This window comes from Brumimicrobium oceani, assembly GCF_003143775.1.
Classification (GTDB): Bacteria; Bacteroidota; Bacteroidia; order Flavobacteriales_D; family Crocinitomicaceae; genus Brumimicrobium; species Brumimicrobium oceani.
The window spans coordinates 23,293-38,722 of record NZ_QFRJ01000014.1 but is presented as its reverse complement, the minus strand read 5'-3'; the positions used below and the strand labels follow the sequence as shown (position 1 = coordinate 38,722).

The following is a 15,430-nucleotide window of genomic DNA, read 5'->3' as shown; positions in this document are numbered from 1 at the left end:
TAGATTCTTTTAATTAGCGAATTGCAACACACCTGCTCAAATGGGAACAAATACAACAGCCTACATCTTATAAGCTAATTTATTTTCTAAAGTCAATTTAAAAACTGTTCCATCAATTTCATTTAGCTGTTCAATCTCTCCATCGACTTGTTCAACCAAACTATTAATGAGCATAATGCCCAGACTTTCTAAATCTTGATCCAAAATATTATCTAAGCTATTGATTCCACTATCGCCTATCATTATTTCAAGCCGCTCATTTTCTTTCTCTTCCATATTGATGGAGATTTTCACATTTCCTTCAGCATCCACACCATGTTTCATGGAGTTGGTAATTACCTCGTTGATTAACAGACCTAAAGGAATTGCTGTATCTAGGTTAACAAAAACAGACTTTGCTATAATGGCAAAGCTGATGTTCTTATCTTTAGAGTTAAAGGTATTGGCCAAATCAGCCACCAATTTTTCAAGGTATTCACTAAAATCAATTTTATCCAACTCTTCAGATTTATAAAACATTTCATGGATAGCTGCCATAGAATGAATTCTATTCTTACTGTCTTGGTAGAGTTTTAAAATTCTATCCTCGTCATGATTCACACCAGCCTGCAATGAAAGTAAACTTGAAATAATTTGAAGATTATTTTTCACCCTGTGGTGAATTTCTCTAAGCAATAATTCCTTGTTGCTCAAATCATTTAATAAAGCTTCCTTGTCGAATTTGGTTTTCGTAATATCCTTGGCATTACAATAAGTTAGGTTAGTTTCTAAATCAACTTGGCAGTTCCATTCTAAAAAAACTGTTTCTCCCGACTTGGCCACATAGCGGTTCTCAAACTGAAAAACAGAACCAAGATCCTTTAGTTCATCAACAGCATCATCCGTTACATTTAAATCATCGGGGTGAATAAAATCCATATAAGAACGAGACAGAATTTCTTTTTCATCATAACCAAGTAATTTTTCCCAAGCTGGACTAATTTTAACAAAATAGCGATCTGGGTGAGCGATACAGTGTAAGTCATAAGATAAATTAAAGAAGTTATCTAGCGCTTCTCCTCCTTCAATTTCATCTGTTAAATCCTTAACCAAACCTTCAACACCTATAATTTCACCGTTTTTATTCAATATAGGTTTTGAAGTAAATGAAAGCATTTTTTTTCTACCCAGAGGGGTTGTAATAGACTGATTAACTTCTATCTCCTCATTTTCAGTCCTTAGTCTTTTACTGTACTCATCCAACCGAACCTTTGTGATATCATTAACACATGAAAAATAAAACTCTTTTAAACTTCCTTCGTAACTTTCTGGATAATCAAATATTTTATAGGTTTCTCCAGACCATTCTAAAGATTCATCCTCGAAACTATAAAGCCATTTACCCACACTAAAAAACACCTTAGTTTTTTCAATGCGCTCCTCCAATTTATCTAATTTCTCTTTATACTCCTCAACATCTTTCGATGTAGAGGATGGAGTTAAGCGATCATTTACAGCTAAACTTTTTCTTTTAAGCTCTAATGATTTGGTTTTTAGCGCTAATAATTTTGCTTTAGCGTCTAAAATCTCAATATCTATTTTTTCAATCTCTTCGTTCATAAATAAAGGTATTTAGCGCAACTCAGAATACAATTCCAAATTGAGCCCATTAAGTTAACAAAAAAAGTTAATTATTCTACTCTAGCTTACTTTACACTAAAGATTAAACTTGAAATTTGATCAGGATTTAAAAACTCTTTCGCAATCGCTTGAATCTCTTCTGGCGTAATGCTGTCAATAGCTTCATAAATTTCTGCAAGCGTATCAATCTGATTAAAAACCAATAAACTTTTTCCAAAGTTCAACATTACACCGCCATTACTATCCATCCCTAGGGCGAAATGACCTTTCATTTGTTGCTTTGCTTTTTTTAGTTGATTTTCACTTAAAGGCTCATCAATAAATCGTTGAATTTCCTTTTTGATGAGCCGAACCGTTTTCTTTTGATATTTCGGATCTGTTCCAGCATAAACATTCCAGTATCCCACCTCTTCAAAAGGAGTATAACTGGCGTCTATATTATAAGTATAACCATATTTCTCGCGGATAGAAAGCCCCAGTCTTGAGTTTAAAGCTGGACCGCCCAAAATATTAATCAATAACGTGAAAACGCGTCGATTGGGATGGTTATAACCAGGAGCCCTTCCGCCAACCATTATGTGAGACTGGTAATTCGCCTCGGCTTCAATTATATTGAAAGGCACAAGTGGTTTAGGGGCAACAGGCTCACTTAACTCCTCATGCTGAGTATAATGTCCAAAATCTTTATTTAACTGCTTAAGAATCAATTCTGGTTTTAAATCCCCCACAAAGGAAATTACCATGTTGTCAGGGTAAAAAAACTTTTTTACATAGCGCTCTAAGTCCGATTTTTGAAAAGACTGAACAGAATCTACTGTTCCCAAAATGTTATTGCCAAGTGAATTACCTGGGAACAAATACGATTCAAACTCATCAAAAATTTTATCTGAAGGACTGTCCAAGTAAGAATTAATTTCATCTAAAACAACTTCCTTTTCCTTCTCTATTTCCTTTTCTGGAAATGTGGAATTGAATAGAATATCCGCCAACAAGTCAGAAGCACGTTTTAAATGCTCTTTAGTAAAAGAGCTGTAAACACAAATTTCCTCCTTAGTTGTATAAGCATTTAATTCTCCCCCAACTGAATCTAGGCGAGACAAGACGTGAAAAGCCCGTCTATTTTTGGTTCCTTTAAAAATGCAATGCTCTAGAAAATGGGCTAAGCCCTCTTCATTCTCCGCTTCAAACCTTGAACCAGCGCGAACCGTTACTCCAAGATGGGCAACAATGGATGGATCATGCAAATATACAACTCGCATTCCGTTATCTAACAGATAGATCGTTGGTTCTACGTTCATAGAAGGAATTAAGGATTTCGACGAGTTACTTTCCATTCAGTGCTTTCAACATCGTCTTTTTCAAAGCAAATTCTGTCATGCAATCGACTAGGTCTGCCCTGCCAAAACTCGATGTAAATTGGCTTAATCAAGTAACCTCCCCAAAAAGGCGGACGGGGAACTTCTTGCCCTTCAAAACGCTTTTCAACTTCCTTATACGCTTCATCAAGTGTAGCTCTATCTTCAATAACATTGCTTTGACGAGAAGCCCAAGCACCTAATTTACTAGGTCTTGGTCGCGATTCGAAGTAATCATCAGACATAAACTCAGGTGCTTTTTCGACAACACCTTGCACCCGAATTTGTCTTGATAATTCATCCCAATAAAATAAGGCTGAAATTTGAGGGTTTACTTTTAAATCCTCCCCTTTTTTACTTTCGTAATTGGTGTAGAAGATGAGTCCCTCTTCCATCAACTCTTTCATATAAACAATTCGAGAGGAAGGCATTAAATCCTTTCCTACAGTACTAATTGTCATAGAATTTGGAGAGACACACTGTTTTTCAAAAGCTTCTTGATACCATTTTGTAAAAAGCTTCATCGGATCAATACTTTTTAATCTATCATCCAATTTCCCCTGATCAAAATCAGCGTGGTCGTTACGTAAAATATCAAGAAACTCTTTCATTTTTTAATTTGTTTCGTCCTTAAATGAAACTTCATTTCCTTCCTCTTCTTCTGGCTCTATTTCCTCCTCATTTGATGACTCATATTCATCCTGTATTTCGTCTTCTTCATCAGAGTAATCCGGTTTAGAGGAAACTGAGTTTTCTAAAACTTCACTCTCTTCAAGAGGTCTTCTTCCTATCTCAACGTCCATATCTGGATTATAAGGCAAAACCTCAACAATTGGCGTTAGCATGATTGATGGCACCTCAAAAGTAACCGTCATATCACTTAAACTCTCCTTAATTCTCTCGTAAGCCTCCTTTACACTGCTTGCAGTAACAAGGAAATTATTGGTCACTTTTTTCTCTTTCCCTTCATCTCCATCAACAGAAACGTAAGTCAATTTACATTTATACCAGTCGTCAGAATCATCATAATAGAAAATATCCGCATATTCTGTCTTCGTAATACCTGTAATCAAAAATTCTCCAGTTACACTCTGTCCAATTTCCTCGTACATACGTGCTTCTGCATCAGTGAATGAAACAGAGTCCACCAAATAAGGCTCAGTTACACGCTTCAAACGTCCGTCCTCTAGCTGTTTGGTGTATTTTACCTTTACCGTAAACCAATTATTCATAGCTCTATTTTAATTTTTTAATGTCTTCATTTTAAGACCAACAAAGTTAGCACAAATTAGACTTCTTATCGAAAATTTTTGTGGCTAATTTTGCGATGAGCTTACTTATAAAGACACTTACAACAATTTATTTCGAAACAGCTTTTTTTTGGGGGTGCCGCAATACTTCTTTTCTTCTCCAAAACATCCATTCAACAAGAGTCAGATCACTAAATTAAAAGAAGCATTGCGTCGGGTCATCCGCTATATCTTTTTTTAAAAGAAAAAAAGGATGCCGCTTCTACCCCTCACCCAAGAAAGAAATAGACCTCTTCTTAAAACCGCCCAATCCTCAAAGCTAACAGCCAGAAAACCAAAAAAAGTTAAACATCCCCAGAATTATCAACGAAAATCTGCAGGAGAAAAATAAAGTGAGAAAAAGAATGAGAGCGGAGCGACCCACAACTTCATAACAAGAACCCCCAAAAAAATCTGCGAAATCACGAAAATCTACGGGAGAAACCTGAGCGCCAGCGAATCAAAATAAATCTGCGAAATCAGCGAAAATCTGCGGGAAAAAAATGAGCTCAAGCGAATCAAAAACAGATCTACAAAATCAACGAAAATCTACAGGAGAGAAAATAGAGTGAGAAAGCGAAAGAGAGCGAAGCGACCCACAAATTGACAAAACGAATCAAAACAAATCTGCGAAATCTGCGAAAATCTGCGGAAAAAAAATGAGCTCAAGCGAATCAAAAACAGATCTACAAAATCAACGAAAATCTACAGGAGAAAAAATAGAGTGAGAAAGCGAATGAGAGCGGAGCGACCCACAACTTCATAACAAGAACCCCCAAAAAAATCTGCGAAATCACGAAAATCTACGGGAGAAACCTGAGCGCCAGCGAATCAAAATAAATCTGCGAAATCAGCGAAAATCTGCGGGAAAAAAATGAGCTCAAGCGAATCAAAAACAGATCTACAAAATCAACGAAAATCTACAGGAGAAAAAATAGAGTGAGAAAGCGAAAGAGAGCGAAGCGACCCACAAATTGACAAAACGAATCAAAACAAATCTGCGAAATCTGCGAAAATCTGCGGGAAAAAAATGAGCGCCAGCGAATCCAAACAAATCTACGAAATCTGCGAAAATCCACGGAAAAAACCTGAGCACCAGCGAATCAAAAAATTCTCCGAAATCTACGAAAATCCGCGGGAAAAAATTCACCCTCCCCCCTAAAAAGGATAACCAATAGCAATATGGAACTGTGGCTGAAAAGGATTCGGGAAATTTGCCTTATCACTTTTGTAATAGTAATCCCCAGTATCAGGATCTATTCCCCATTGATCAATAGCTTCCTGAATATATGGCGCATCATCTTGGAATATCCATTGCGCATTTTTGGGCAAGGTTGGATTTCGCAAAGGAATACCTAAATCTAAACGAACAATTAGAAAGGTAAAGTCTAATCGCAAACCTATCCCACCGGAAACGCTTAATTGCTTATAAAAATCTGCAGTAATCTGACCTCCAGAACGATTAGGATCCTCGTTATAAGTCCAAACATTTCCTACATCGCTAAAAATTGCTCCTTCAAAAAGACTTGAAATCTTAAATCGGTATTCGACTGATGCCCCTAGGCGCATATCCCCCATTTCTGTCACTGTTCTACTGGTATCCAAATAATATTTGTAAACCCCAGGACCGAGTGATCTTGCGCGAAAACCTCTATTATCATTGGATCCACCACCAAAAAAACTGTAATCAAATGGTAAACTAGGCCCGTTGTTTTCTAGTGGTACACCCGCCCCAACTTGCAAACGATAATGTATAGATTGCTTGTTGAAATAATGGTGCAGTCTAAACTCATTGTCTAAGCGCACAAACTGTGAATAACGCTGACCCAAAAACTCTTTAAATCCATTTTCATTGGAAGGCTTATCTTTTGTAATTAAGCTCATTGTCATTCCGGCCATGTCGAAAATAAACCCATAATTAAAAGTGATACGACCTTCTTTTAATTTTGGATTAGTAAAACTGTAAGTAACAGCTGCATCTTTATAAATTGCTTGATTACTGTAGGCATTAATCAAAAATAAATCATTCTGCTGCTCTAATCGGTTTTTAAAACCTTCCGTTTTATCAATCCTCACAAATTGAATTCCACCAATCACAGGAATACCTACCGTAAAAACCTGAGTTCTATCTATATCAAAAAATTTCCACAAATAATTTAATTGAACGGTTTGACGCTTAAACTCAGATCTTTGTTGAAAGTTATAAACTGCTGAAAAAGTGGTTGTAGGATTCTGATTTTTAGATAAACGTTTCAACTTTAAGGGATACAATCGTGGAATATCTAATTCTATCGACGGACCAAACTCAAGAGAGTTAAAACTACGAGTTCCATCATTCAAAACCGCAGATTCATCGTTGGTCGAGAAAACATCTGGCTGTGATTCAAAACCACCACTGAAACTAATTTTCAAACGATTACCCGATCGATATAAATTTCTATTTATATAATTTAAAGAGGTTGAAATACCTAAATAACTGCTTGAGTGAGTAGCCTTTGGTTCAAAACTAAAAGTTCTTTGTTTTTGAGGGGTAAGATAATAATGAACATCAATACTATTATCTTCATTTTCAATAATTTCCGGCTTTACCGTTTTAAATATATTGAGGTTCATCAATCGGTTATAAGATTGCCCCAAATAATCCCCTTTATAATAATTGGTCTCCTCCAAATAGTTTTGAAACTCAATCAATTCTGCCCTCGTAGTTAGTTTTCCATTATAAAAGAAGGTAGCTGTTCTAAATTGCGCGTTGCGTCCATCGTACCAATCATAAACAAGCGTGTCGAAAGTAGGGATATTGTCATAAGGTCCCAATTGAATACCTCTTGGCTCCAGTTGTTCTTTCTGAAAATTCCCTGGATAATTTAAGGTATCCATGAGATGAAAGTGTACATTTCTAACTTTGGTATATGCGAAGGGCTTAAATGCCTCTGTTTCCTCTTTCCCCACTATTCTTTTAGAAATATCTACTGCAATTTTGATGGTATCGCCAGACCTAAGGGTGTCTACTTCAAAAGAAACATAACTCTCCTTAAAACCATACAGCGCGTTGTTCTTCATATAATCAGATAAAGATTTTCGCATCTTCGCTAATGCTTCAGAATCAAAACGAAATGGTGGAATCAATACATCTTTCCCCTCCTTCAAAAACTTTTCATAAGTCGCTTTTACCGCACTATTTTGCGTCCTTAAAAAAATAGAATCTACAAAATGTAAGTCTTTTGGAGTAAGATCATAATGTACCTCATACTTCTTTTTTCCTTTAGGTTTAACCGCTGCAGTTACTTCAGCATTAAAATATCCTTTTTTCTGCAAAAGAAGTTGAATCTGATCTTTGGAGACAATCATTGATGAGGAGTCAAAAATCACCGGTGCTTCTCCATAATCGTATTTTATTCTTTCTCTGATTGTAGGGCGGGGATCTAAAGTATCTTTTAAATCAATTTCTTTTGGCTTATAGAAATCTTCTCCTCGCTTCAAAGCACGTGCTATGCGTCTATCATTAATTTTTTCCTGTCGGGAAATACGCTTTCTGTTTTTCTTACGGAACTTGAAATAACGCTCTTTCCTATCAATTTCTGTCTTTGTAGAATCTATTGCGTTAAAAGCACGTAATTTCAGCTTTAGTCCAAGGGTTTTGTAGTTTGGTCTTTGCCGAATAACGCTTTCCACTTCGCTTTTACTGATTCTTGTCTCTTTCGGCATCTCAACTACATTCTTCACCAAAAGGTAATAGCCATCGGGAACATTCCGAGTAATATTGCACGCCGCAATAATGCTGAAAAGCACAGAAAGGAGAATATAGCGCTTAAATATCTTCACAACAGACAAAAGTACGAATCAGTTAGTGATAATGTGACAATTGATAATTAAAAATTGATAATTCTCTAATTCTGTTTTTTAAACCTAATTCCACAAGCTGATTAGATAATGAAAGGTCAAAATGTAAAGAAAACAGAAATAAAGAATTTTCATTTAAGAAGAAAATCAAGCAATAACATGAGCCAAGAAAAATGAGATTTAATTGTCTTTTTTAGCCACTGTTTCCGCCTAGAATCTTTAGTTTCAATTGTGCCGGTTTAAGATATGCAAACCTGATAAAAATCATAGTTACAATCGTTATAAATCACCAAATTTCACAAGTATTTAAGAGAAGTTAGTGTTAAGTTTACACTGAAGGAAATCAGGTAGGTTAAGTGTAATTGCGCTAAACCAATACAGCACAACTATAAACTCCGTTGCAATGGGGAATAAAAGCAGGACAAATTCTAATAAACCTGTATAAACAAAAGTCTAGACGAGTTTCGAAAATCGTGAAGAGTAGGTGAATGATAAATATTTTATTAATGTTAAATTAAGTGATTATGAGAAAGAATTTTTTAAAATCAATAACAGTACTGATCATGCTTTTGGGAATCAGTATGACAACAGATGCACAACCAACAAGCTCTGCTGTGCTGCCAACAGGAAAAAGTTAATTATACAATCAGCTGTACACTACGGCAGGAATGCTGGTGGATGTTGGGAAAACCCTGGCGGTGGTTCATTGGCAGCAAAAGGTGATAACATTCGGGTTTGGACTTTAGACAATGCGCTAACAAAAAGATTTACGCTTGTAGAAACGGATGAGCAAGGCTGGTAGGAAATTTATATCGCTGATATACCGACTTCTAGAATCGATGTTGCAGGTGGAAAAAACATTGGAATATGGGAGAAAAATGGTGGAGACAATCAGAAATTCCTGTTTAAACATCTCGGCAACGGGCGTTTTAAAATTTACACAAAATCAGGAAAAATTGTAAACCTTGAAAATCAAGGTGCTGGAAACGGTACAAATGTACAAGTTTGGAATGATCACGAAGGCTTGCACAACGAATGGTATTTATTAGATGCTTCAACAAAAAAAGCCATAAAACCAACCGAATCAGCAACGACCGAGGCAGCCGCGCTCAAGGGAGTAAAAGTGCCAGAGGGAGTATATTACATACAATCGGGAATGAGCTACGGACGCAATGACAATGGGTATTTGCAATTCCCAGGAAAAAACCCTGATTGGTACAGAAAAGGAAATTTGATGACCATTTGGAACAAAGATGCAAACCCAAATAAAAAGTTTCATTTTGAGAAAGGTCACAATAGTGAATATTACACAATAACATCAGGCGAACACCAATATAGAGGAATCGCAATGGACTGCAAAGGTGGAAAAACAGATAAGGGTACGCCAATACACGGCTGGGAAACCAACACAAACAATGCGGCACAACAGTTTTATTTAGAACACCTAGGTAATGGCAGATTTAAAATCTTCCATAAAAGTGGAAAAGTTGTTTGCTTAAAAGACAACAAACACAATAATAATGGCAACCCTGTACATTTATGGGACAACCATAATGCAATAACTACAGAATGGTATCTCATTAATTCCTCTACTGGTAAAACTTTTATACCTGGTGGGAACCAGAAATTGATGAGCAAATAATTATCGCATAAAATCAGATTTAATTATTTTCACATTAACCTTAGATTCACAAACGTAAATATTTTATGTTCGTGGGTCTATGGTTTTTTCATTCCTATCAACGTCAATGTATGAATAGTGGCCATATTTTCAACAATCAGTAAATTCTAATTATCACCTAGTAAAAATTGATAATTATCTACTCCTCCTCTTTCTTCAAAATATAATGATGATGGATGCTATAAGTGCTAGGATGTATGTAAGATTCAGTATGGGTTATGGTAAAGCCTTCATTGATCCATGAATCGAGTATTTTTTTCACTTCAACGAAAAATACTTTTTTATCTTTTCGAACATAAAATTTTTCGCCTACCGTATAATCGGGTTTTACAACCTGAATACTTATTGTTCCAGAGTAATTAACCGCAGAAATAATTACGGTGGAAATGTTCTGTGCCAAACTTTGAAAACTCAAAATTGTCATCAATAAAGTAAGCAAAGTAAATAATTTCACATTTTTCATAATCAATTTCTTTTAGTCCAAATGTAAGGAAAACAGAGTTAACGGATAAAACTTTACCTCATTTGATAATTATCAATTGTTAATTGTCAATTACCTTGAAACATTTCTATTTTTACGTCAGATTAATTTCCCGCAACTATGATCTCAAAAGAACAAATCAAGTTTATTCGCTCGCTACACAAAAAGAAATTTCGTGATATCAGTCGGCAGTTTATTATTGAAGGACCAAAAATGATTGCAGAAGCCATTCAATATGCTCCTGAAAGTTTGGTTCAAATTTATGGAACTGAAAAAGTCGATGGAAAGCTACCAGAACATGTTTTATTTGAAGAAATAGATCAAAGGGCACTTGGCCAAATCTCAACGCTAAAACATCCACAAAAACAAGTGGCGATATGCAATTATTTGCCTAGTGTAGGCGCTCGTCCAGCATTTTATATTGCTTTAGACACCATTCAAGACCCTGGAAATCTGGGTACAATAATGCGTTTGGCTTCATGGTTTGGAGTCCAGCACATTATCGCCTCTAAAGAAACCGTAGATTGCTACAATCCAAAAGTAGTGCAAGCTTCAATGGGCGCTATTTTCAATGTAAACATTGAATACTTAGCGCTAAAAGAAGCGCTTGAAAAAACCGATTTACCAATTTATGGTTCGCTGCTGGAAGGAGAAAATATTTACCAAAAAGAAATTCAGAAAAAGGGAATCCTTGTCATGGGTAACGAAGGAAATGGCATTAGTGAGGATGTGCTTTCTCTGATAACAGATCCTGTTACAGTTCCAAAATTTGGAGCGGGAGAATCTTTAAATGTAGCGATGGCCACTTCTGTTTTTCTTTCAGAATTCTCAAGACCTAGAAACGAATCAACCTAAAAGGAATCAAAAGTTCAGTGTCAAAATCAATGGCTCATGGTGTAAAAGAACAAAACAAAAGCCCACAAACCTGATGGAAATTAACTCAGGTTTGTGGGCTTTTTTAAGGTCTTCAAGCGGGCACATAGACGGATAGTCAAACATCAGTATTTCAGCTAGCTCAACATGTTTTGTAAGACGATCTAAAATTCAATATCTTTAAGTTTAATTTAGCATGTGATTAATCAGTGAACCGACAAAGTCCTTCGCAAACTAAAGATACAAACATTTTATTCTATAATTTTCGTCCCAAAAAACGAATAACCTCACCTTTTCCTACGTGAAAAGTTCCTTCGTCAAAGATCGCTTCAACAGGATAGAGCTCCTCCATCTCAATTCCTTTAAATTCCTCTTTCACTTGTTTCAAGGAAGTTAAAAACTCAATATTTTTTGGTCCCCCCACCTTAGGATTGGCTTTATTGTAGGCAAGATGGTTTGTACTAAATGTCTCAGAAATAATGATTCCACCAGGTTTTAATAATTTCACAAATTCTTTGCGGTATTCTGCCCTCACCTTTGGATCAAAATGTGTAAAAATTAAAGCAATGGCATCAAACGACTCAGGTTCATAACTCAAATCTTCCAATCTACCTACCTGATAATTTATGCTTAAGTTATGTTTAGCCGCCAATTGTTCTGCTTTCTTTTTTCCTTCACTACTGATATCAAAAGATTCAACCTCCCAGCCTTGACGTGCTGCACAAACTCCATTTCTTCCTTCGCCGTCGGCAGGCAATAAAATTCTGCCCGGTTTAATTTTTGCCAATTGTTCTCTAAAGTATTCATTAGGTTCTTCACCATAGGCAAACTCTACGCCCGAATAACGATCATTCCAAAACTCTTCCATTTCTCTCTCTAATTTTATGAAAAACAAAGATAGCACTGAACGAATGATTTCAATGTAACAAAAGTTGAGGAAGAATTGGAATTTTCTTTAACACACATCACCAATGGAGAAGCTTTAACCCCTTCATTTCACAATCCTCGATCTACATTAAAATGAAACGGACAATTTACATATAACCCGAATTATAACTGTAAACGGACGATTTACAAATCGTCCCTGCTACGGCGTTATAATTTGATTTGGGTTATTTATTTTTGGAATTTCTTTCAATAATTCTCGCCACCGCCTGAATACAATTCAAACCATCCACGGCTGCAGAAGCAATTCCACCTGCGTATCCAGCACCTTCTCCACACGGATACAATCCTGAAATCTCAACATGTTGCAAAGTTTCGGGATTTCTGGGGATAGAAATTGGTGAAGAGGTTCTAGATTCTGGAGCCATCAAAACAGCATCATTGGTTAAATATCCATCCATTTTCTTACCAAAATCCTTAAAGGCTCTTCGTAAATTATTGGCGATAAAATGCGGCAAAACTTTGTTTAAGTCCACACTTTTCATTCCGGGTTGATGACTACTTTTCGGTAGGTCTTTTGAAACTTTTCTATTTACAAAATCTAGCATTCTTTGCGCTGGAACCGCTTGTGTTTTCCCACCTGCTTCCCAACAAGCTTTCTCCACCGAAGCTTGAAAATCTAAACCTACAAATGGATTATTGGGCTCGTAATTCGGTAATCGCTTCGGATCAATTTCTACTACAATTCCTGAATTGGAATAGGGATTATTTCTTTTTGAAGGCGACCAACCATTGGTTACAACTTCACCAGGCGATGTTGCACAAGGCGCTACTATTCCGCCAGGACACATACAAAAGGAGTACACCCCCGTGTCATTCACTTGAGTAACCAAGCTATAAGTGGAAGGCGGCAAAAATTCATCGTTCAGCCTTCCATGATATTGAATTTTATCAATCAATTCTTGCGGATGCTCAATTCGAACTCCCAGTGCAAAACCCTTGGCTTCCATTTTGACATTCTTCCCTCTCAACAATTCAAAAATGTCTCTTGCAGAATGTCCAGTGGCCAGAATCACATACTGAGTCTCTACCTTCTTGTCGTGATTTAGCTCAAGTCCTTGAATTTTGTTTTCTTCAATTAAGAAATCAGTCACTTTTGTATTGAAATGAACCTCCCCACCCGAAGCAATGATTTGATTTCTCATTGCTGTAATAATCGCAGGCAATTTGTTTGTTCCGATGTGTGGGTGTGCGTCCACTAAAATGTCATAAGGCGAACCGAATTGAACAAACAATTCTAACACTTTCAGCACATTTCCTCGTTTTTTAGAACGGGTATATAATTTACCGTCGGAATAAGTTCCTGCTCCTCCCTCTCCATAACAGTAATTAGATTCTGGGTTTACGATGTGCTCTTTATTTATAGCCGCCAAGTCTCTTCTTCGTTCACGTACATCTTTTCCTCTTTCGTAAACAATAGGTTTTAACCCTAACTCTATAGCTTCAAGGGCGGCAAACAAGCCTGCTGGCCCCGCTCCTATTATATGAACTGCTTCACCGTTTGCAACGTTTCCGTACTTCACCTGAGGAACAGTTAACTCTTGTTTCTCTGATGTTAAAACTACTTGAAGATTATATTTTACGGGCTTTTTTCGAGCGTCAATTGAACGTTTACGAATGTAATAAAAGGGAAAATCCTCTTTGTTTCCTTTATTTTTCTTGTTGGCTGCACTAAGAATATACTTTTCATCTTGCAGTTGCTCTGGCAAGATCTGAATTTGAACCATGTTTTCCATTATCCTTCAAATGTTAGTGAAATCCACCACACTCTATTTCTCAAAGCCTCAATAGGTTCTGAAAGGCGGGTATTGTCTTGAATCAGGGCATTTTTAAGTCCATGAGAGTATTTTACTTCAATACCAAACTTAAAAAATGGTAAGAAAAAATCTACACCCGCCCCAACTTGAGCTTGGAAATCATCACGAAATAATTTAATAAATGGATCTCCAAATTTCTGTGAATTGTCTTGCTTTGTTTGCAAGTCAAGCGTGTATTGTGCGCCTCCAACAAAGTAAGCCGCAAAATTATTGTATCGGGCTGTTCTGAATTTTAAAAGTAAAGGAAAGTCGAGATTTGTGGAACCAATTCGCTCTTCGTACTCATCAAACTCCTTCTCTGGATCTTCCGAATAAAATGTATAATTTAAAATTCTTTCTTGAAATGACAGAGACGGAACAAAACGCAGTCTCAACAAAGGAGTCCATAGCTTTAAAGAACTAATCAAACCCAATTGAAAGCCGGGCTGACTTTTGTTGGTAATGGAATACATTCCATAATCTTCAAGCATATTTGGCTTATATTGCGTAGAAAGATCTGAAGTGTTTACCCCCAACATAAAACCAAAGTGGATGGTTTTACGATCAAACTTTCTATAATTCTGAGTGAGCGGACTGCGTTGTGATAGTCCACTATTTATTCCCAAAAGAATAACAAGCAATATGAAGATGATCTTTTTAAGCATTTATTTTTTCAACAATGACTTCTCTGCTGCCTAAGCAATTGGAAAGCCATACTTGTAAAGTAATTTAAAATGTAGAAGGACAATTCATTTCAAAATAATTTCTTTTGAATGATTTGTCCCCCGTAATGAACAAACGTTGATTCATTCTATTTATTTCGTTCCTGTATATATAGTGGCAATTCCACCAGAAACTAATCTTGCTTTTGTGTTTTTATACCCTACTTTATTGAGGATGTCTAAAAAATCCTGACCTTCAGGGAAAGCAGCTACTGACTCAGGAAGATATTCGTAGGCAGAACTGTCTTTTGAAATTGTTTTTCCCAATACAGGAATCACATATTTTGAATAAAACCCAAAAAGATGCTTAATTGGAAATTTCTTAGGTTTAGAGAACTCAAGAATTACAGCTGTTCCTCCTACATTAATTACCCTTAGCATTTCCGCTAAACCTTTTTCAAGGTTTTCATAGTTTCTTACCCCAAACCCAACTGTTAAGGCGTCAAATTCATTATCGTTAAAAGGCAAATCTTCCGAATCTCCATAGACCATGGATACGATATTCTCCTTACCTCTTTTCTTCATTTTTTCACGGCCCTTATCCAGCATTCCATTGGAAATATCTACACCAACTACCTTCTCTGGATTTAATTTTAATGCCGCTATTGCGAAATCACCCGTTCCTGTGGCCAAATCAATTATCTTTTTGGGCTTACTGGATTTCAACATATTAATAGCTTTCTTTCGCCACAAATGATCAATTCCTAAGGACATAAAGTGATTCAAAAAATCATACTTCGCTGATATATTATCAAACATTTCAGCAACCTCTTCCTTTTTAGACTTATCTAATTTATTGTACGGTTTTACAACTTTTTTTTCTGACAT

General features: G+C 36.3%; 13 protein-coding genes. 3 read left to right on the top strand and 10 right to left on the bottom strand.

The genetic code is table 11. The features are described 5' to 3' along the window. Window positions 1-60 precede the first annotated feature (60 nt). The 5 genes from DIT68_RS14025 to tamL form a co-directional block, all read right to left on the bottom strand. On the bottom strand, window positions 61-1,599 hold the full coding sequence (locus DIT68_RS14025; protein ID WP_109360449.1) for a PAS domain-containing sensor histidine kinase: 1,539 nt from the start codon (window positions 1,597-1,599) through the stop codon (window positions 61-63). 86 nt (window positions 1,600-1,685) lie between these two features. Next, window positions 1,686-2,954, bottom strand: coding sequence for a M16 family metallopeptidase (locus tag DIT68_RS14020; protein ID WP_109360448.1), 1,269 nt, complete (start codon window positions 2,952-2,954; stop codon window positions 1,686-1,688). Continuing rightward, the gene (gene pdxH, locus DIT68_RS14015) at window positions 2,927-3,586 is read right to left on the bottom strand and encodes a pyridoxamine 5'-phosphate oxidase (protein WP_109360447.1); all 660 of its coding nucleotides are present in this window, start codon (window positions 3,584-3,586) and stop codon (window positions 2,927-2,929) included. Before pdxH ends, DIT68_RS14020 begins: the two co-directional genes overlap by 28 nt. A 3-nt stretch (window positions 3,587-3,589) precedes the next feature. Then, a complete protein-coding gene (locus DIT68_RS14010) occupies window positions 3,590-4,207 on the bottom strand; it encodes a DUF4494 domain-containing protein (protein ID WP_109360446.1) in 618 nt (205 codons plus the stop codon). Between the two features lie 1,215 nt (window positions 4,208-5,422). Then, window positions 5,423-8,086, bottom strand: coding sequence for a translocation and assembly module lipoprotein TamL (tamL, locus tag DIT68_RS14005; RefSeq protein ID WP_146194232.1), 2,664 nt, complete (start codon window positions 8,084-8,086; stop codon window positions 5,423-5,425). Window positions 8,087-8,588: 502 nt separating this feature from the next. On the opposite strand from tamL, the gene DIT68_RS14000 reads away from it, so the two are divergent. Continuing rightward, the gene (locus DIT68_RS14000) at window positions 8,589-8,906 is read left to right on the top strand and encodes a hypothetical protein (RefSeq protein WP_109360444.1); all 318 of its coding nucleotides are present in this window, start codon (window positions 8,589-8,591) and stop codon (window positions 8,904-8,906) included. Between the two features lie 3 nt (window positions 8,907-8,909). Beyond that, window positions 8,910-9,746, top strand: a complete 837-nt coding sequence (locus tag DIT68_RS13995; protein WP_317133915.1) for an RICIN domain-containing protein — start codon at window positions 8,910-8,912, stop codon at window positions 9,744-9,746. A 178-nt stretch (window positions 9,747-9,924) separates the two neighbouring features. Here the strand turns inward: DIT68_RS13995 and DIT68_RS13990 are convergent, their stop codons facing one another. Further along, window positions 9,925-10,248: a hypothetical protein gene (locus tag DIT68_RS13990; RefSeq protein WP_109360442.1), complete on the bottom strand. Its 324-nt coding sequence runs from the start codon at window positions 10,246-10,248 to the stop codon at window positions 9,925-9,927. Window positions 10,249-10,386: 138 nt separating this feature from the next. On the opposite strand from DIT68_RS13990, the gene DIT68_RS13985 reads away from it, so the two are divergent. Next, window positions 10,387-11,121, top strand: coding sequence for a TrmH family RNA methyltransferase (locus DIT68_RS13985; RefSeq protein WP_109360441.1), 735 nt, complete (start codon window positions 10,387-10,389; stop codon window positions 11,119-11,121). 274 nt (window positions 11,122-11,395) lie between these two features. Here the strand turns inward: DIT68_RS13985 and DIT68_RS13980 are convergent, their stop codons facing one another. The 4 genes from DIT68_RS13980 to ubiE form a co-directional block, all read right to left on the bottom strand. Beyond that, complete coding sequence (locus tag DIT68_RS13980; protein ID WP_109360440.1) at window positions 11,396-12,007, bottom strand: class I SAM-dependent methyltransferase; 612 nt, start codon at window positions 12,005-12,007, stop codon at window positions 11,396-11,398. 244 nt (window positions 12,008-12,251) lie between these two features. Next, window positions 12,252-13,820, bottom strand: coding sequence for an NAD(P)/FAD-dependent oxidoreductase (locus tag DIT68_RS13975; RefSeq protein ID WP_109360439.1), 1,569 nt, complete (start codon window positions 13,818-13,820; stop codon window positions 12,252-12,254). Continuing rightward, window positions 13,820-14,545 (bottom strand): type IX secretion/gliding motility protein PorT/SprT, encoded by a 726-nt coding sequence (porT, locus tag DIT68_RS13970; protein WP_109360438.1) that lies wholly within the window; start codon window positions 14,543-14,545, stop codon window positions 13,820-13,822. The genes DIT68_RS13975 and porT overlap by 1 nt, the downstream gene beginning before the upstream one ends. Before the next feature lie 150 nt (window positions 14,546-14,695). Further along, window positions 14,696-15,430, bottom strand: a complete 735-nt coding sequence (gene ubiE / locus DIT68_RS13965) for a bifunctional demethylmenaquinone methyltransferase/2-methoxy-6-polyprenyl-1,4-benzoquinol methylase UbiE (RefSeq protein ID WP_109360437.1) — start codon at window positions 15,428-15,430, stop codon at window positions 14,696-14,698.